The sequence below is a fragment of the Ruegeria sp. AH7 genome, assembly GCF_056541325.1.
In genome coordinates this window covers 195,597-212,209 of the sequence record NZ_JBQFYF010000007.1, presented here as the reverse complement: position 1 = coordinate 212,209, position 16,613 = coordinate 195,597, and the positions used below count along the sequence as shown (strand labels likewise).

General features: G+C 58.2%; 20 protein-coding genes. 7 read left to right on the top strand and 13 right to left on the bottom strand.

Features of this window, described 5'->3' with window-relative positions:
- The first annotated feature begins 56 nt into the window (after positions 1–56).
- Entirely contained in the window at positions 57–1,046 is a 990-nt protein-coding gene (locus ACR0JX_RS17025; protein WP_480544976.1) for a glutathione S-transferase family protein, read from the top strand.
- Here the strand turns inward: ACR0JX_RS17025 and ACR0JX_RS17020 are convergent.
- Complete coding sequence (locus tag ACR0JX_RS17020) at positions 1,028–1,390, bottom strand: response regulator (protein ID WP_170531391.1); 363 nt, start codon at positions 1,388–1,390, stop codon at positions 1,028–1,030. The genes ACR0JX_RS17025 and ACR0JX_RS17020 overlap by 19 nt on opposite strands.
- 183 nt (positions 1,391–1,573) lie before the next feature.
- Between ACR0JX_RS17020 and cobD the strand changes: the two genes are divergently transcribed.
- From cobD to ACR0JX_RS17005, 3 genes are read left to right on the top strand one after another with little or no spacing between them, the layout of a single operon-like run.
- Complete coding sequence (gene cobD / locus ACR0JX_RS17015) at positions 1,574–2,533, top strand: threonine-phosphate decarboxylase CobD (protein WP_480544975.1); 960 nt, start codon at positions 1,574–1,576, stop codon at positions 2,531–2,533.
- Positions 2,530–3,450, top strand: a complete 921-nt coding sequence (gene cbiB, locus ACR0JX_RS17010) for an adenosylcobinamide-phosphate synthase CbiB (RefSeq protein WP_480544974.1) — start codon at positions 2,530–2,532, stop codon at positions 3,448–3,450. Before cobD ends, cbiB begins: the two co-directional genes overlap by 4 nt.
- A gap of 10 nt (positions 3,451–3,460) precedes the next feature.
- A complete protein-coding gene (locus ACR0JX_RS17005; RefSeq protein WP_480544972.1) occupies positions 3,461–4,624 on the top strand; it encodes a lytic murein transglycosylase in 1,164 nt (387 codons plus the stop codon).
- Between the two features lie 10 nt (positions 4,625–4,634).
- Here the strand turns inward: ACR0JX_RS17005 and ACR0JX_RS17000 are convergent, their stop codons facing one another.
- The 5 genes from ACR0JX_RS17000 to ACR0JX_RS16980 form a co-directional block, all read right to left on the bottom strand.
- Complete coding sequence (locus ACR0JX_RS17000; RefSeq protein ID WP_480544971.1) at positions 4,635–5,432, bottom strand: class II glutamine amidotransferase; 798 nt, start codon at positions 5,430–5,432, stop codon at positions 4,635–4,637.
- A gap of 131 nt (positions 5,433–5,563) precedes the next feature.
- Complete coding sequence (locus ACR0JX_RS16995; protein WP_480544970.1) at positions 5,564–5,914, bottom strand: hypothetical protein; 351 nt, start codon at positions 5,912–5,914, stop codon at positions 5,564–5,566.
- Between the two features lie 53 nt (positions 5,915–5,967).
- A complete protein-coding gene (locus tag ACR0JX_RS16990) occupies positions 5,968–9,423 on the bottom strand; it encodes a chromosome segregation SMC family protein (protein WP_480544969.1) in 3,456 nt (1,151 codons plus the stop codon).
- Between the two features lie 140 nt (positions 9,424–9,563).
- On the bottom strand, positions 9,564–9,959 hold the full coding sequence (locus tag ACR0JX_RS16985) for a hypothetical protein (protein ID WP_480544968.1): 396 nt from the start codon (positions 9,957–9,959) through the stop codon (positions 9,564–9,566).
- Positions 9,960–10,003: 44 nt separating this feature from the next.
- On the bottom strand, positions 10,004–11,197 hold the full coding sequence (locus tag ACR0JX_RS16980) for an aminotransferase-like domain-containing protein (protein ID WP_480544967.1): 1,194 nt from the start codon (positions 11,195–11,197) through the stop codon (positions 10,004–10,006).
- Between the two features lie 146 nt (positions 11,198–11,343).
- Here ACR0JX_RS16980 and ACR0JX_RS16975 point away from each other — a divergent pair, with 146 nt between their 5' ends.
- Positions 11,344–12,114 carry a FadR/GntR family transcriptional regulator gene (locus ACR0JX_RS16975; RefSeq protein WP_480544965.1) on the top strand — a complete coding sequence of 257 codons (771 nt, stop codon included), beginning with the start codon at positions 11,344–11,346 and terminating at the stop codon, positions 12,112–12,114.
- Positions 12,114–12,602 (top strand): metal-dependent hydrolase, encoded by a 489-nt coding sequence (locus tag ACR0JX_RS16970; protein WP_480544964.1) that lies wholly within the window; start codon positions 12,114–12,116, stop codon positions 12,600–12,602. The genes ACR0JX_RS16975 and ACR0JX_RS16970 overlap by 1 nt, the downstream gene beginning before the upstream one ends.
- Before the next feature lie 63 nt (positions 12,603–12,665).
- Here ACR0JX_RS16970 and ACR0JX_RS16965 read toward each other — a convergent pair whose 3' ends face one another.
- From ACR0JX_RS16965 to ACR0JX_RS16945, 5 genes are all read right to left on the bottom strand, one after another.
- Entirely contained in the window at positions 12,666–13,226 is a 561-nt protein-coding gene (locus ACR0JX_RS16965; protein ID WP_480544962.1) for a F0F1 ATP synthase subunit B, read from the bottom strand.
- Positions 13,227–13,231: 5 nt separating this feature from the next.
- Positions 13,232–13,783, bottom strand: coding sequence for a F0F1 ATP synthase subunit B' (locus ACR0JX_RS16960; RefSeq protein WP_480501553.1), 552 nt, complete (start codon positions 13,781–13,783; stop codon positions 13,232–13,234).
- Between the two features lie 86 nt (positions 13,784–13,869).
- Positions 13,870–14,094, bottom strand: coding sequence for a F0F1 ATP synthase subunit C (locus ACR0JX_RS16955; protein WP_005981269.1), 225 nt, complete (start codon positions 14,092–14,094; stop codon positions 13,870–13,872).
- A 69-nt stretch (positions 14,095–14,163) separates the two neighbouring features.
- Positions 14,164–14,922: a F0F1 ATP synthase subunit A gene (locus tag ACR0JX_RS16950; protein WP_480544961.1), complete on the bottom strand. Its 759-nt coding sequence runs from the start codon at positions 14,920–14,922 to the stop codon at positions 14,164–14,166.
- A gap of 2 nt (positions 14,923–14,924) precedes the next feature.
- Positions 14,925–15,257, bottom strand: coding sequence for an AtpZ/AtpI family protein (locus tag ACR0JX_RS16945; RefSeq protein ID WP_480544960.1), 333 nt, complete (start codon positions 15,255–15,257; stop codon positions 14,925–14,927).
- Positions 15,258–15,488: 231 nt separating this feature from the next.
- Here ACR0JX_RS16945 and ACR0JX_RS16940 point away from each other — a divergent pair, with 231 nt between their 5' ends.
- Positions 15,489–15,830: an ArsR/SmtB family transcription factor gene (locus tag ACR0JX_RS16940; protein WP_480544959.1), complete on the top strand. Its 342-nt coding sequence runs from the start codon at positions 15,489–15,491 to the stop codon at positions 15,828–15,830.
- Here ACR0JX_RS16940 and ACR0JX_RS16935 read toward each other — a convergent pair.
- Positions 15,823–16,236 (bottom strand): universal stress protein, encoded by a 414-nt coding sequence (locus ACR0JX_RS16935; RefSeq protein ID WP_480544958.1) that lies wholly within the window; start codon positions 16,234–16,236, stop codon positions 15,823–15,825. The genes ACR0JX_RS16940 and ACR0JX_RS16935 overlap by 8 nt on opposite strands.
- Before the next feature lie 85 nt (positions 16,237–16,321).
- Entirely contained in the window at positions 16,322–16,594 is a 273-nt protein-coding gene (locus ACR0JX_RS16930) for a hypothetical protein (RefSeq protein WP_480544957.1), read from the bottom strand.
- Positions 16,595–16,613: the final 19 nt, after the last annotated feature.

Below are 16,613 nucleotides of genomic sequence, written 5' to 3'. Positions count from 1 at the left end.
GTGGCTATCCCTGCGCTCCTATCTTTGCTGCAGCCTCAAAATGCGGAGGATGACCAATGGGTTTGCTAGTCGATGGGACATGGCACGATACCTGGTACGATACTAAGTCCACCGGCGGGGCGTTCAAACGCAGCGCCGCGCAATTTCGCAACTGGCTAACGGCTGATGGTAGCGCTGGACCATCTGGTAAGGCCGGGTTCAAGGCGGAACCGGATCGCTATCACCTCTATGTCTCTCACGCCTGCCCTTGGGCACATCGCACATTGATCTTCCGCGAACTCAAAGGGCTGCGTGATCTGATCCCCGTCTCAGTCGTGCATCCGGACATGCTGGACAAAGGTTGGACGTTCGAAACGGACAATCACGGCGCAACGGGCGATGACCTCTATGACCTCGATTTCGCCCATCAGATCTATAGCAAGGCCGATCCCGCCTATTCCGGTCGCGTTACCGTGCCGATCCTTTGGGACAAACAACAAGAGACAATCGTGTCGAACGAAAGCTCGGAAATCATCCGCATGTTCAACACGGCTTTCGACGGGATCACCGGCAACACAGATGATTATTGGCCCGAAGAGATGCGCGCTCAGATCGAAGAGGTCAACGCTCGCATCTATTCTGACGTCAACAATGGCGTCTACAAATCTGGCTTTGCCACCTCGCAAGAGGCTTACGATGCCGCCGTAGGTCCGTTGTTCGACACACTGGATTGGCTCGAAGACCGCCTAAGCCGAAATCGCTATTTGATGGGGGATCGCGTGACCGAGGCGGACTGGCGCTTATTCACAACCCTGATCCGGTTCGATCCGGTCTATCACTTGCATTTCAAGTGCAACAAGCGCCGGCTGGTCGATTACCCGAACCTTTGGGCCTACACCCGCGAGCTATATCAATGGCCCGGAGTCGCACAGACGGTGAATATGAACCACATCGTGCGGCACTATCATTATAGCCACGACAGCATCAATCCGCACCGGATCATCCCGGTGAACCCGGTGCTGGACTACATGGAACCGCATGGCCGCGATCAGCGACCTGCTGCGTAGTGTTCAACCATCGCCGCCAGATCCTCTGGCGGCGTGCCACTTTGCACATAGGCACAGGCATTGGGGCTATGGGCAAAGATCGAACCATCTGAGAAGAACGTTGTGTTGGTAACAAAGATCACCCGCGCCTCGGGGCGACGATAGCTGGCAAAGTCAGCCACAGCCAAGGCACTGCCGCTTTCCAGCACCAGATCCAGCACGATAATGTCAAACGCAGTGCTATAGAGCGCGAGGATCGCAGCCTCTTGCCCCGTGACCAGTTCAACATCTGCACCTTGTCTTTCAAGATGTCTTTTCCAGACCCGACCAAGGTCGGGGTTACTCTCAACAATCAGAACTTTCATTTGCAACAACCTCGGCACTTGGTATGGTGAGTGGTGCCGACCCCCGTGGTCTGTGATCCCGTTATTTCCTTAACAAAGTGTTAACGACACCAGCGACACGCGCTGATCACGCGGATTTGCTTGTCAAAACGGCAAAAATCCGCTTGAAGCAACGCGAATTCGGCGGTTGAGGCTTGAGGCGCGATGACTGAAAACATGTTGAATCCGCGCACCGAACGCGACCATGGCGGCGGGCTGGATCAGGCGATCAAGCACTATGGCGGCACCCGAAGCGATTGGATAGACCTGTCGACCGGTGTCAACCCACACCCCTATGACCTGCCAGCCTTCCAACCCGAAGATTGGGCCCAATTGCCCGATCATGGCGCTTTTGAACGGCTCTGTGAGGCAGCGCGGGGTTTTTGGAATGTGCCCGAAACTGCACATATACTGCCTGCCCCCGGCGCATCCGCTGTGATTGCACGCCTACCCGCGCTTGCGCCCGTTGGGCGGGTGCAAATCACGACGCCTACCTATAACGAACATGCTGCTGCCTTTGCCGTGCAAGGCTGGCAAGTTCAAGAATACGGGTCGGCCGATGCGCGCGTTCTGGTGCACCCGAACAACCCAGACGGACGCCTCTGGCGTGAAGAGGATGCCAATGCGCCCTTGACCGTGATTGATGAAAGCTTCTGCGACGTGAGCCCAGAGGCGTCTCTGATCCAGTTATCCGCCCGCCCAGGTGTCGTTGTACTAAAGAGTTTCGGCAAGTTCTGGGGCCTGGCTGGGCTGCGGTTGGGCTTTGCGATTGGTCAGCCTGGCATGATCTCTCGGCTGAACGACCTGACCGGTCCTTGGGCGGTATCCGGACCAGCGTTGCGAACGGGAACCGCCGCTTTGCAAGACAGGAACTGGGCCGAAGAGACGCGCGCGAAACTGGCAACCAACGCCGATCGTCTGGACACTTTGCTACTGGACAGCGGCGCGCAGCTGGTCGGCGGCACCACGCTGTTTCGTCTTTACAAGGTCGACAACGCACGAGGTTGGCGGGACCGTCTGGCCAGCACACACATCTGGAGCCGCATCTTCCCCTATTCCGACACCTATCTGCGCCTTGGACTGCCCCCATCAGACGGGTGGAGCCGGCTGGAAAACGCGTTATGAGCACGGCCTTTGTGCTGGCTTGCGCCATGCTGCTGGACGCGGCACTGGGCGAACCCGATTGGCTCTGGTCCCGCGTGCGTCACCCTGCGGTGATCATGGGGAAAGCGGTTGGCACGCTTGATAAGACCCTGAACCAAGAGCCATATCAACGCTTGAAGGGCGTAGGTGCTTTGATCCTACTGATCGGCCTAGCTGGCCTGTTGGGCTGGGCGCTGGCCTTACTTGGCCCGGTTGCCGAAGGAGTCATCTGCGCCATCCTTCTGGCCCAGAACTCACTTGTTTCGCATGTGCGAGCCGTAGGTAACGGGCTTCAACAGTCAGTGGAGGCAGGTCGAGCCAAGGTCGCCATGATCGTATCCCGCGACACGACGGATATGACCGAGGCTCAAATCGCCCGCTCGGCCATCGAAAGCGCGGCAGAAAACCTGAGTGACGGGGTCATCGCCCCTGCCTTCTGGTTCCTGATTGGCGGCTTGCCTGGGCTGTTGATCTACAAAATCGTCAACACCGCCGACAGCATGATCGGCTACCGCACGGAAAAGCACCACGCATTCGGATGGGCCTCGGCCCGGTTCGACGATCTGCTGAACCTGATCCCGGCACGGCTGACCTGTCTGATGATCATCGCTCTGTCGGGCCAATGGTCCCGCTGGTCCGAGATCATCGCAGATGCGCGCCGCCATATCTCGCCCAATGCGGGATGGCCTGAGGCTGCAATGGCGCGGGCCCTGAACATCGCATTGGCTGGGCCGCGCAGCTATGATGGACAGCTCCGCGATCTGGCCTGGGTAAACGGAAACGCCGAGCGTGAGATCGGAGCTGAGGAGATTTTCCGCGCATGTACCATCTTGTGGCGGGTCTGGGGGCTTGCACTCGGCCTTCTGTCAGTGTGGGTTGGGATCACGTTTATTTTCTGAAGGACATCCAATGCGTTTGTTGCCCTCTCTGTTCGCCGCCGCCCTGTTTGCAGCACCTGCCTTTGCCCAATGCGGTGGCGGTTTCAACCAATTCGTAAACGGGCTGAAATCCGAAGCCGCGCAAAAGGGCTTTGATCAGGCCACGGTGAATGCCTTCTTTCAAGGCGTCCAACAGGACCCAGCGGTGCTACGCGCTGACCGGGCTCAGGGGGTGTTTCAGAAACCTTTCATCGATTTCTCACGCCGCCTGATTTCGCAAAACCGGATCGACCGGGGGCAATCCATGTCGCGCAAATACGACGCGGTGTTTGACCGGATCGAGCGTGACTACGGCGTTTCACGAGGCGTTTTGCTGGCTTTCTGGGCATTCGAGACCGACTACGGCGCGGTTCAGGGTGATTTCAACACCCGCAACGCGCTGGTCACCCTGGCCCATGATTGTCGTCGCCCCGATTTGTTCCGACCACAGGTTTTTGCGGCCATCGAGCTGTTCAGCCAGGGTAACTTCGACCCGAACCGCACCACCGGGGCCTGGGCCGGTGAAATCGGCATGGTGCAAATGCTGCCGCAAGACATTCTGGACAATGGCGTCGACGGCGATGGCGATGGCAAGGTTTCCCTAAAAACATCGGCCCCCGATGCGTTGGTGTCCGGTGGCAAGATGCTGTCACATCTGGGCTGGCAACCGGGCCAGCCCTGGTTGCAAGAGGTGATAGTGCCTGCCCAGATGGATTGGTCTTTGTCTGGCCCTGGCAAATCACGTTCAATCGCGGATTGGCAGGCAATGGGCGTTCAGGCGCGCAGCGGGTCTCTGGCCAGCCTGCCCGCATCGCTGATCCTGCCACAGGGGCACAAAGGCCCTGCCTTCCTCGCCTATCCGAATTTCGACGTCTACTTCGAGTGGAATCAGAGCTTTGTCTATGTGCTGACCGCCGCCTATTTCGGCACCCGACTTGAAGGCGGTCAAATCTATGACGCAGGCAACCCTCCTGCGGGATTATCGGGTGCGCAGATGAAACAGCTGCAAACCAAATTGCAGGCCAAAGGCTATGACGTTGGCAAGATCGACGGCATTCTGGGTGCGGGTACACGCGCCGCGGTACAGGCTGAACAAAAGCGGTTGGGGCTACCTGCGGATGCTTGGCCAACCGCAGACCTACTGAACCGGCTGTAACAGGGCAGCCTTAGGCAACCTCGACCTGATCCAAAGCCTCGAACGGCCTGAACGAGTGTGCCCTGACCAAGGACCCCTCGGTTTCAATCGCCGTATTGGGTTGGATTTCGATCCAACCCTCATTGTTTCCATCCAGCGGCTCGGATGAGATGATGATGCCGTCCGTGCAGGTTCGGTAGTGCAGACTGGGCGCGTATTTGTCGGACGCATAGCGCGCTGCGTATACGCGTTCGCCATCTGACCAGCATGCCGCGAACCTCATGTACGGCAATACTCTTTGCTGACTGGATACCTGTTCCACCCGCGCAACGGCGCGTGCCATCGCACCAATCGGATCCGTTTCCAGCCCTTCACCATGCGCGATCAAGAAAATGGCTTCGCTTTCTGTGGCCCCAAACCGCTGCCCGTATAGATGCGCCGGAATCATCGCATCCAGTTCCTGCCGTATCAGATCATGCCCGCCCGCCTGACCATTATGCATAAAGCTCCAGTGATCAACGCCAAAGGGATGGCAATTATTCCGGGATGTGGCTGTGCCGGTAGAGGCTCGCACATGGGCCAGAAAAAGTCGCGACTGCGTGTGATGTGCCAGTTGTTTCAGGTTGGCGTCCGACCAGGCCGGATTTGTGTCTTTGTAAAAGCAAGGCATCTTTCGGTCTGAATACCAAGCAAGGCCAAACCCATCCGCATTGATCGGTGTCTTTCCGATCAGGGCATTGCGGCTTTGGATGACAAGAGATTGCTCTTGCTCCAGCACCAGTTCATCAAGATATCGCTGCTTGCCGACCCAAGCCAAAAACCGACACATCTAATCACTTTCTTCACCATTCGAGTCGAGGGAAGACTATCAAAGCAGTACGCAGATTTTTTTCGGTTTTGCCTTACGAATTTCCTCTTCTTTCGATCAAATGATCTTCCAAGAAGACAAAAGCGGGTCAATTAATTCGGTCGCACCGGATATCGATCGCCTTTTTGATCAATCAGGATCAATCGCTCGCCATTGCGCACATACAGATCACACCGGTCAAACCCATTGCGGTAGGCGATGCAGACACTGCCATCTTCAGCGATGGAGTATGTCCCAAAGGCCGCGTCGCCGCTGGAATAGGTGTAGGAATACGCCCCACCTGCCGAAAATCTGGCCTGACCGTCATCATAGAATGTCAGTGTTTGGCCTGCCAAAGCGTCCAATTCGTCAGAGGACAAAGGAATGTCACCAGATTTAGTGGGCCAATCAGCGGCAAAGATCGGGCTGGCAGCGATGAGGGCGGGGATCAGAATGCGTTTCATAGACCAAAGTTAGCGCGATAATCCCGACATGATCGTAACGATCCGGTGAGGGGTCAGGCGACCATCTGCTCGGCCTTCTTCAGATCGACCGAGACCAGCTGGCTGACGCCTTGTTCCTGCATGGTCACACCAAACAACCGGTCCATCCGCGCCATGGTCACTGCGTGGTGGGTGATGATCAGGAATCGCGTGTCAGTCTGGCGGCACATCTCGTCCAACAAATCGCAGAACCGCGTCACGTTGGCATCATCCAACGGCGCGTCAACCTCGTCCAGAACACAGATCGGAGCAGGGTTGGCCAGGAAGACGCCAAAGATCAGCGCGGTCGCGGTCAGCGTCTGCTCGCCACCCGACAGCAAGCTGAGGGTCGAGAGTTTCTTGCCCGGTGGCTGGCACATGATCTCAAGGCCTGCATCCAGCGGGTCGTCGCTTTCGACCATAACCAGATTGGCCTCACCGCCGCCGAACAGATGCTTGAACAGCATTGCGAAGTTTGAATTCACCTGTTCGAACGCAGTCAACAGACGCTCGCGCCCTTCACGGTTCAGGCTGGCGATACCACTGCGCAGGGCCTTGATCGCCTCTTCCAGGTCAGCTTTTTCGGTGTTCAGCGTGTCGAACTCTTCCTGAACCTCTTTGCTGTCCTCTTCGGCCCGCAGGTTCACAGCGCCCATCGCATCGCGCTGGCGCTTGTGGCGGTTAACCTCTGCCTCCAGTGCATCGGCGGCAGGCATCTGATCAGGGTTCACATCCAGCTGGTTCAATAATTGGTTTGGGGTCAACTGCTGATCTTCCGCGATCCGCTCTGCCGCCGCGACGACGCTTTCCTTGGCCGCATCACAGCGCGCTTCGGCCGCCGCTCGGATTTCGCGCGCTTCCGAGGCTAGTCGCTCCGCCTCGCGCTCGGCCATCACAACCTCGCGCTGCTGGGTTTCGGCAGTGGCCAGCTTGTCGGCAGCTTCAGCCCGGCGGGCCTCGGCGGTTTCGATCAGAGTGTTCAACTCGGCACGCGCCTCGGCGATTTCACTCGGCGCGGCGGTAGCCTCCGTCAGTTCTAGCTCAGAGCTTTCCTTGCGCTCAGCCAATTCGGAAATGCGTTTCTCGGCCGTTTCCAGGCGATGCCGCCATCCGCTAAGGTCCTTGGTGACCTCCTGCGAGCGCCGTGTCCGGGCGTCGCCTTCGCGGCGAAGTTCATCATGGGAAGAACGATGAGTCAGCATGGTAATGCGCGCCGCTTCGACCGTCTGTTTGATATCTTCAACCTGCGCCCGCGCACTATCAAGATCACCCAACCCTGTCAGGGTACCTTCGGCCTCGCGCAGTTGCGCGCGGGCAGCCATGGCGTCCTCTTTGTGGCGATCCACAGCCAATGTCAGGGTCTCAAGCTTGCCCTGCGCCAGATTGCGGTCTGCCTCTGCCCGGCTGAGCTGTCGGGCGGTTTCGGCCATACGCTGATCGGCTGCCCGGCGTGCCTCTCGTGCGCGGCGGTCAGCTTCAGTCACCTCTGCGAGTTGTTTTGACAGGGCCTCATGTGCCGCGCGCGCGCCATCGGCTTGTGCTTCGATCCGCGCAAGCTCTTGCTTAAGCGCTTCCAGCTTGTTCAGCTGTTCCAACCGCAAGGCCGCCGCGCTTGGGGCATCCTCAGCCCAGGCCCGGAACCCGTCCCAACGCCACAAATCGCCCGACCGAGAAACCAACCGCTGGCCCGGTTTCAACTGGGTCTGCAAACGCGCGCCCTGATCTGCATCCACCAGCCCGATCTGAGCGATCCGTCGGCTCAACCGATCCGGGCCGTTGATATGCAAGGCCAAAGGTTCGGCCCCTTCGGGCAAAGGTTGGTCGCTGTCATAGCCCGCCATCGGAACCCAGCCGGATGGCCCGTCGCCTTCGACCAGCGGCGCGCGCAAATCGTCGGCCAGTGCAGCGCCCAAAGCCTTCTCATAACCCGGTGCCACCCGAAGCATGTCCAACACTTGACCACCCTCAGCGGTATCGCGTTCGACCAGCTTGGCCAGCGCCATGGTTTCAGCGCGGATTGCACCCAACTCGCCTTCGGCCTCGGACCGTTGCGCCCGCGCTTCGGCCTCACGCGCCTGCGTTTCCGAGCGCTTCTCATCCGCTGCCGTCAACGCCTGTTCGGCCGCATCCGCTGCCACACGGGCCTCTTCCTCACCGACCTGCGCCGTCGCAAACGCTTCACTAGCACGGGTCAGGGCCTGTTTGGCATCGTCCACTGCGGCGCGGGCTTTGTCCTCTTCACCCTCCGAACGAGCCAAGGTTTTCCGGCTGTCCTCGACCAGACGCTGCGCCGATTGGTGACGGGCCACCAGCCGGGCCATATCTTCTGTTTCCTGCGACAAGTGATCTTCGCGCTGTTGCAAAACGGTGGCAGCTTCGCGGGCAATCTCAGCAGCTTGAGACACTTTGTCATCGTAACCTTCGGCGGCTTTGGCAAGCTCGCGAGCCTCCCATTCCAGCCGCTCGATCATCTCGCCCGCGTCACGATTCAGGCCGGATTCGCGTTCGATATCGTTGCCCAGCTGCTTAATCCGGTTAGTCAGTGTCTCAATCGTCTGACGCGCGCGCGTTTCCTGATCGGACAATTGATCGCGCTGAACCTGCTGGCGTTGCAGTACCGCAGCCGCAATAGCCTCTTCTTCGCGCAGGGGCGGCAGCGTATCTTCGATCTGGGCCCGCTCGACCCCGGCTTCACGGGCGGCGGCTTCGGCGCGTGAGGCTTCGGTGATCCGCTCGCGCAGCTTCTCTTCTGCCGACTGGCGCGCCATGTCAGCCTCTTTCCAACGGCGATACAGCAGCATGCCTTCGGCCTGGCGCAGCAACTCTCCAATCTCGCGATAGCGTGCTGCCTGCCGAGCTTGACGCGCCAACTGCGCCAGTTGGCCGCCCAACTGTTCCAGTACGTCATCGACGCGGGTCAGGTTGGCCTCGGTGCCTTTCAGCTTCAACTCGGCCTCGTGACGCCGTTGATAGAGGCCCGAGATCCCGGCGGCCTCTTCCAGAATCCGACGACGCGCACGGGGTTTGGCGTTAATTAGCTCGGCAATGCGGTTCTGCCCCACCAGCGCTGGCGAATGCGCACCAGTTGAGGCATCCGCAAAAAGCATCTGCACATCGCGCGCCCGTACATCTTTGCCATTGGTCTTGTAGGCGCTGCCCACATCGCGGGTGATGCGGCGCACAATCTCAAGCTGATCGCTTTCATTGAATCCCGACGGCGCGAGGCGTTCTGAATTGTCCATAGTCAGGACAACCTCGGCAAAATTGCGTGCAGGCCGGGTAGCCGCCCCGGCAAAGATCACATCTTCCATAGCGCCGCCGCGCATGGATTTGGGACGGTTTTCGCCCATTACCCAACGCAAAGCTTCGAGAAGATTGGATTTGCCGCAACCATTCGGACCCACGACCCCTGTTAACCCGTCCGCGATGATAAGATCGGTCGGGTCAACGAAGCTTTTGAAGCCGGTCAGTTTGAGTTTGCTAAAGCGCAATGGCTGCTCTTTGGATGATTCCTATGGATAAGAAGTCTGCGCAACGGATCACAGAGGTGTCAACGTGAATGCGCAGGATATGGCATATTGCGCCGACTTATCCACAATATCTTGCCGAAATACGAAGTGAAACCCGTGTTTCAATACGGCGTGCACTCGAACACTTCGTAAGCATAGCCACTGGATGCGCCATAATTTACGCATTCGTAATTGGGGCGTGAGATTGCAGTCAGCAGCAAACGTTCCCCGGCTTTGCGATCACAGCCCAGCACTCCAACCGTGACAGCAGCGTCGCCTAGCACATCCAAAATAGGACAACCGGACACCTGCGCCATGGCGAGTGCTGCCCGATCGCGAATTGGCCCCAACCGAGGCGCGTATTGAGCATTGACGCGGACCGCCTCGGCCAGCTCTCCGCGCACACGCACATCGAACACGCTGCCATTGACTGATACGCGCGTCGCAGGCAGATCGCGGAAATGTGGCGTGCCAGCCGAACAGGCCGCCAGCAGCAGAGGGACAAGATACCGGATCATGCCCGTAGGATTGCAGGGTATTGGTTAACAGAACCTTTCCGCACTCAAGCACGCAGCACGACACCTAAGCGGCGAATACCCTCGCGGATCGCGTCTTCGTTGGAATTCGAAAAACTCAGCCGGATCGTATTGGCACCGCTCCCGTCAGGAAAAAAGGCCCGACCGGGAACAAAAGCGACCTTCTCCGTCTCCAAAGCTCTCTCTAACAAGATGGCGCCATCGATATCTGACGGCAAAGTCAGCCAAACGAACATACCACCTTCGGGCCGGGTCCACTGAACACCATCTGGCATATGCTGTTCCAGCGCCACCAGCATCGCGTCGCGGCGCGCCTGATAGGCCGCACGGACTTTGGGGATATGCGTGTCGAAACAGGTCTCAGCCACATGGTGCACCGCCATCTGGTTGATGGTTGCCGAGTGCAGATCGGCGGCTTGTTTCAACAGCACCATCTGAGAAATGATCGGTTTGGCCGCGACGACCCAACCCATACGCAGCCCCGGTGATAGAGTTTTGGAGAAACTGCCGCAGTAAATCGTACGACACGCTTCGATCTTTCCTTTGCGCTCAAACTCCAGCGCCAGAATCGATGGTATGGCCTCTCCGTCATAGCGCAACGCTTGATAGGCCCCGTCCTCGATGATCGCACAATCAAGCTCCTCTGCCTGATCAAGCAACGCCTCGCGGCCGCGTAGATCAACGGTTTCCCCCGTCGGGTTTGAAAAGTCGGGCGACAGATAGGCGAACTTCACGGCCCCATCGCCGGCAGCATCCCGATATTCCGCCGCACCGCGATTGCCCTGAGGGTCAAGCCGGTCAAAACGTGGTTCATAGGCGTCAAAGGCGTTAATCGCTCCCAGATAGGTCGGCCAGCCGACCAACGCCGTATCACCAGGAGACAGGAATAGCTTGCCCAGATAGTCCAACGCTTGCTGCGAACCAGAGGTGATCAGGATGTTGTCAACATCACACTCCACACCGATCCCGCGCATATGATCCGCCAGCCATTCACGCAACGGGGCATACCCTTCGCTGACCGAATATTGCAGCGCCTGCGCCTGCTTCTCAGGCCCGAGTGCGTTCTGAAACGCCTCTGCGAATGCGTCCGCCGGAAACAAGTCCGGATCGGGAATGCCCCCCGCAAAAGAAATAATGCCCGGTTGGCCCAGCAGCTTCAGCAACTCACGGATTTCGGATGCCTTCATCCTCGATGTGCGGGTGGCGTATAGCTGATCCATCTATCTGGGCCTCCTCTGCCCCAGCGCAAAGATTAGGCACTTCACCCTCTAAGTCAACAATACTGACCTATTGTTTCAAGCACCGTGATCGGCTTGAACGCCGCCATCAATCGTGGTCAATTGACTTGACCAATTTTGGAACGTCTATGCCCTTTCAAAAAGTTCAAACCGAAAAACTGTCTCTGGCCGTCGTTCGCCAGATCGAGTTGCTGATCCTGCGCGGCATCCTGCGCCCGGGTGAGCGCCTTCCGTCCGAGCGCGAGCTGGCCGAGCGAATGGGAGTGTCACGCCCGTCGTTGCGAGACGCCATTTCCAACTTGCAGGAACAGGGGTTACTGACACCCAAAGCCGGATCAGGGATCTATGTGGCCGAAGTGCTGGGGTCGGCATTTTCACCGGCCTTGATCCGTCTGTTCAGCAGCCATGATGAAGCTGTGTTCGACTACTTGTCCTTTCGCCGTGACATGGAGGGATTGGCTGCGGAACGTGCGGCGCGCTTGGGATCCGACAGTGATCTGAAAGTGGTTCAGACCATATTCGACCGGATGCAATCTGCCCATGATCGCAATGCACCCGAGGACGAGGCACAACTGGATGCCGAATTTCACATGGCGATCATCGAGGCCAGTCACAACGTGGTCATGCTACATATGATGCGGTCGATGTATGATCTGCTGCGCCAAGGCGTATTCTACAATCGCCAGATGATGTTCCAGCAACGCGCCACTCGCGATGCATTGCTGGATCAGCACAGGGCGATCAATGCAGCCCTTCAAAGCCGTGACCCGGATGCAGCGCGTGTTGCGGTCGAACTGCATCTGGATTTTGTCGAACGTTGCATGCAGGATCAGCAGAAGGCCCTGCGTAACGAAGAGGTCGCCCAGCAGAGGTTGAAGCACGAGACTGGCGAGGCTTGATGTTCATCGGGCACCTGCCGGGGGCTTATCTGATCTTCCGGGCTACTGCGCCAAACCTTGGCAAACTTGCCCTTACAGCCACGATGATCGGGGCCGTCGCGCCCGATATCGACATGCTTTGGTTCTATCTTGTCGATGATCGCGGGCATCATCACCATTCCTACCTGACCCACCGCCCGATCATCTGGGCAGGCTTTCTATTTGCCGGGTTGGCACGGCGCCTGTGGGCCGTCAAGGCGGGCACCTTTCTGACCTTCTTTGGTGCAGGCGGGTTGGTGCATATGATGCTGGATACGATCACCGGGGCCGTTGCCTGGCTTTGGCCCTTTTCAGACGCCACCTACCCGCTGGTCGTGGTGCAGGCGACCCATTCGCACTGGATTTTGTCGTTCCTCAACCACTGGACGTTCAAAGTCGAGATCGCAATCACACTGCTTGCTCTGATGGTCTGGTTTGTCACTTGGCGCAGATCAAAACAAGCGCGCTGATAAGAAGAAAAAACCCGAAGGCCTGAGGCCCTCGGGTCTTTCAGAGACATATGCTCGTAGAGCTCAGTGCAGCTTGGCATCCACATCCGCAATGGACGCGTCAATCAGCTTGTTGGCTTGTGCCGCGCTCATTTGCTTGGCCAGAACCGCACTGGCTGCCGAGACCGCCACAGAAATCGCCTGATCGCGGACTTCTTTCACAGCCGAGGCTTCCGCCGATGCAATCTGGTCCTGAGCAGCCGCCAGACGCCGCTCGATTGAGTTTTGCAGATCAACCTTTGCCTGTTCAGCAGCACGGACAGCGTCTTCCTTGGCGGCGGCCACGATAGCGTCTGCCTGCGTTTGCACTTCGCGATGCTTACGCTCGTACGAGGCCAGCAGGCTGCGGGCTTCTTCGTGCAGTGCGCGGGCTTCGTCCAGTTCCGACTTGATGCCCTCGGCACGATTGTCCAAAGCTCCGCCGATCATGCCGGGGACCTTGAAGTAGAACAAAACCGCGATGAAGACGATGAATCCCAGCAGTACAACAAAGTCCGTGTTGCCCAACGAGAAGAACGGACCCTTGGCCGCCAAGGCTGGGCTGGCAGCGCCGAAGGTCAGGATAAGGGCAAGAGTGTTCCGCATGTCACTTATCCTTTCATCTGCGCGTCGATCGCACCGTCGATGGCTTTGGCATCCGCCTCGCCGCCCAGTGCTGTCACCAATTCAGCCGCCGTATCTTTGGCAACCACTTGAATGCTTTCCAGCGCGCCGGCACGGATTTCAGCAATTGCCTTTTCCGATTCAGCCGCTTTGGCAGCGATTTCCGCATCCGCCGTCGCAATCGCGTCATCCAGATCAGCCTGAATTTCCGCACGTGCTTCGGCAGCGATCCGCTGCGCCTCGGCACGGGCATCGGCCAGCGCCTTGTTATAGGCCTCTTCGGCCTCGACCGCTTTGGCCTTCAGATCTTCGGCCGCAGCCAGGTCATTTGTAATGGTCCCCTGACGTTCCGCCAGGATTGCCGCGATACGCGGCAGAGCCACGCGAGACAGGACCAGAAAGATGACGACCAGCGTGATGACCAGCCAGAAAATCTGGTTGGGGAACCAATCGAAGCAGAGCTGCGGCATCCCGATGGCAGAGCCATAGGAGTCGACGCACGAGCCGGCTACCTCTTTTGTAATGGGTTCAGTCGCCATGATATCCTCCGTCGGAAACTTGTCTTTACAACAGGTGGGCCGCCATGGCTTGGACCCACCTGCGCGTAAGGATCAGGTTCCGCAGATTATACGGCGAACATCAGCAGCAGCGAGACCAGGAATGCGAAGATCCCCAGGGCTTCTGCGAACGCGATACCGATGAAGAGGGTTGCGGTCTGCGAAGCAGCCGCCGAAGGGTTGCGCAGGGCGCCGGCCAGGAAGTTGCCTGCTACGTTGCCCACCCCAATTGCGGCTGCGCCGGAACCGATTGCTGCCAGGCCTGCGCCGATGTGTGCGAGATCGCCTTCCATGATGTATCTCCTTACGAATTGGAAGTTTCGATGTTGGGTTATCGTTCCTGTGCTCAGGGTTACCCCTGATCAGTGATGCGGATGCAAAGCGTCCTTCAGGTAAACACAGGTCAGAATGGTGAAGACGTAGGCCTGGATGAAGGACACGAGGACCTCGAGGCCGTACATTGCGGTGATCGCCAGAACGGACACGGGCGAGATCACGGCAATCGCGGCAAAGCCTGCGAAGACCTTGATCACCGCGTGGCCTGCCATGACGTTACCGGCAAGACGAATGGAGTGGCTGACCGGGCGCACGAAGTACGAGATCAGCTCGATAATCGCCAGAATGGGACGCAGCGCCAGAGGGGCGCTGGACACCCAGAACAGGCTCAGGAAGCCTGCGCCGTTTTTGACAAAGCCCAGCACGGTCACGGTCAGGAAGACCGACAGCGCCAGCGGGATGGTCACGGCGAAATGCGACGTTGTGGTGAAGGACATGGGAATCATGCCCAGGAAGTTCGCGCAGACGATGAACATGAACAGGGTCATGACATAGGGGAAGTACTTAACGCCTTCCTTGCCGCAGATGTCTTCCAGCATCTTGTAGATGAAGCCATAGGCCAGTTCTGCGACCGACTGCATCCGTGTCGGAACAATCGCGCGCTTCGAGGTCGGCACGATCAGCAGCAGAATGATGGCCACGATCGCAAGGAACAGCCACAGCGTCACGTTGGTGATCGTGAACATGCCAACCGCACCGTCGCCGAACAACGGCTTAACGATGAACTGGTCCATCGGGTGGAAAACCAGGCTGCTGCCTTCTGCTGCGGTGGTCTCAGTTGCCACGTTCAGTCCCTCTCGTCCTTCCCGGCCGCCTCAGCCGCCGCTTGTTTCTCTTGAACCTCTTTCGCGCTGCGGAGCATAACCTTCACGCCCGCGACAAGGCCCAACAATGTGAACAGCACCAGAAAGATCGGGATCGTCCCGAGCAGGCTGTCCAGCCCGTATCCGATGCCAAATCCGATCCCCAGACCGGATACCATTTCGATGACCATCCTCCAGGCAAGCTCGCCCCCGGACACGTCAGCATCTGCACGGGGCTTGGGCGCTTTGGCCTTTTTCGCCGCGTCGATCTTGGCCTCCAGCTGCGCCATACGCTGCTTTTGGTCATCATCGGTCAAGGGCGTTTTCCTCGCACAGTCTTGAGGCTAGGTGCTAAGGGCGAACAGGCACAGAGTCAACGCTATAGAATGCCCGAATTGCCGCATACTAACCTATTGTTTTATACATGATTTTCACGCCTTACTTCGCAAGCAAATCGACGCGAATACCCACTGCCACCGGAAATCAATGGAATTTCCGATATTCAACCAATCGGTTGACCAAACCCATGCAGTATGGTTCAGCGGGCCATGTCTAATGATCTGGATACCGTGTTCGCGGCGCTTGCCGATCCGACCCGGCGCGCCATCCTTGCGATGCTGCTTGAGGATGATATGGCCGTGACGGATGTGGCCGAGCCGTTCGAAATGTCGCTTGCGGCCATCTCGAAGCACCTAGTCATTCTGACCAAGGCCGGGTTGATCTCTCAGGAAAAACGAGGCCGGGTTAAGTGGTGCAAGCTGGAGCCAGACGCACTACGAGCCGCCTCGGTCTGGATGCAGGGATTCGGGCAGTTCGAGCCGGTCAACCTAGATGCGTTCGAACGGTTTTTGGAAGCGGAACTGCCCACGTCGCAGGATGGTCCTACCTGACCACAAAAACCGACACCTTGGCGTGTTTCGCCAGATACCCGGCATGACTTGAGAAGATATAGTCCGTGATGCGCGGCGTATGGGTTCCGACGACGATCAGATCCGCACCCAGTTCCTCTGCCGCGCGAGCCAGATCGCCATCCACCTCTGCCGCGACATCGACGGAATGAATGTTTCGGGTTTCGACCTGCACACCAGCTTTCGCTGTCAGATCCTTGGAAAGCGCAGCCAGCCCCTCAGCAACTGAATCTTGGGAAACAGGCGCGTCCCCAGGCTGCGTGCCCGTGACGCTGACAAGGGTCACCCTTGCGTTCTGCCATTTGGCGATGTCACCAGCCACGGCAATCGCCTTATGGACCTCGGGCGGCAAATGAAGGTCTACTGGGATCATGATATGTTGAAACATGGTGTCCTCCTCTCCTTACGGAAAAGCATAGACACCGGGTCCTTTCGGGACCTTGATCTGCCTCAACAGAGGTTTTGGCGCAAATTTAGCCCTGTATCACGCTGGTAATGACACCCGTTTGATCAGCGGAACATAACCACGGGTCGCTTTGACCTTCGGCTAGAACCGTTGTGACAGACCCCGTCGGGTTCGTTTGTGTTTCCTGCGCTTTGACGGCGTCGATACGCACACCACTTTCGGCTGAAACCAATGCCTCGCAACTGGCTTGCATGGTTGTCTCGTCACCGGAGCCTTGCAAATTGCTTTGCCCGCAAGCCGCCAATAGCAACACGACTGAGCTCGATAGAGTGAGTTTCATTGACCTACCCGACATTTTT

What these genes read in the sequence shown, in the direction of transcription:
- cbiB (WP_480544974.1), top strand. Translation starts at nt 2,530, where the DNA reads ATGAGCACGGCCTTTGTGCTGGCTTGCGCCATGCTGCTGGACGCGGCA.
- cobD (WP_480544975.1), top strand. Translation starts at nt 1,574, where the DNA reads ATGACTGAAAACATGTTGAATCCGCGCACCGAACGCGACCATGGCGGC.
- ACR0JX_RS17025 (WP_480544976.1), top strand. Translation starts at nt 57, where the DNA reads ATGGGTTTGCTAGTCGATGGGACATGGCACGATACCTGGTACGATACT.
- ACR0JX_RS16975 (WP_480544965.1), top strand. Translation starts at nt 11,344, where the DNA reads ATGCCCTTTCAAAAAGTTCAAACCGAAAAACTGTCTCTGGCCGTCGTT.
- ACR0JX_RS17000 (WP_480544971.1), bottom strand. Translation starts at nt 5,432, where the DNA reads ATGTGTCGGTTTTTGGCTTGGGTCGGCAAGCAGCGATATCTTGATGAA.
- ACR0JX_RS16935 (WP_480544958.1), bottom strand. Translation starts at nt 16,236, where the DNA reads ATGTTTCAACATATCATGATCCCAGTAGACCTTCATTTGCCGCCCGAG.
- ACR0JX_RS16960 (WP_480501553.1), bottom strand. Translation starts at nt 13,783, where the DNA reads ATGGCGACTGAACCCATTACAAAAGAGGTAGCCGGCTCGTGCGTCGAC.
- ACR0JX_RS16970 (WP_480544964.1), top strand. Translation starts at nt 12,114, where the DNA reads ATGTTCATCGGGCACCTGCCGGGGGCTTATCTGATCTTCCGGGCTACT.
- ACR0JX_RS16965 (WP_480544962.1), bottom strand. Translation starts at nt 13,226, where the DNA reads ATGCGGAACACTCTTGCCCTTATCCTGACCTTCGGCGCTGCCAGCCCA.
- ACR0JX_RS16940 (WP_480544959.1), top strand. Translation starts at nt 15,489, where the DNA reads ATGTCTAATGATCTGGATACCGTGTTCGCGGCGCTTGCCGATCCGACC.
- ACR0JX_RS16955 (WP_005981269.1), bottom strand. Translation starts at nt 14,094, where the DNA reads ATGGAAGGCGATCTCGCACACATCGGCGCAGGCCTGGCAGCAATCGGT.
- ACR0JX_RS16930 (WP_480544957.1), bottom strand. Translation starts at nt 16,594, where the DNA reads ATGAAACTCACTCTATCGAGCTCAGTCGTGTTGCTATTGGCGGCTTGC.
- ACR0JX_RS17005 (WP_480544972.1), top strand. Translation starts at nt 3,461, where the DNA reads ATGCGTTTGTTGCCCTCTCTGTTCGCCGCCGCCCTGTTTGCAGCACCT.
- ACR0JX_RS16985 (WP_480544968.1), bottom strand. Translation starts at nt 9,959, where the DNA reads ATGATCCGGTATCTTGTCCCTCTGCTGCTGGCGGCCTGTTCGGCTGGC.
- ACR0JX_RS17020 (WP_170531391.1), bottom strand. Translation starts at nt 1,390, where the DNA reads ATGAAAGTTCTGATTGTTGAGAGTAACCCCGACCTTGGTCGGGTCTGG.
- ACR0JX_RS16980 (WP_480544967.1), bottom strand. Translation starts at nt 11,197, where the DNA reads ATGGATCAGCTATACGCCACCCGCACATCGAGGATGAAGGCATCCGAA.
- ACR0JX_RS16995 (WP_480544970.1), bottom strand. Translation starts at nt 5,914, where the DNA reads ATGAAACGCATTCTGATCCCCGCCCTCATCGCTGCCAGCCCGATCTTT.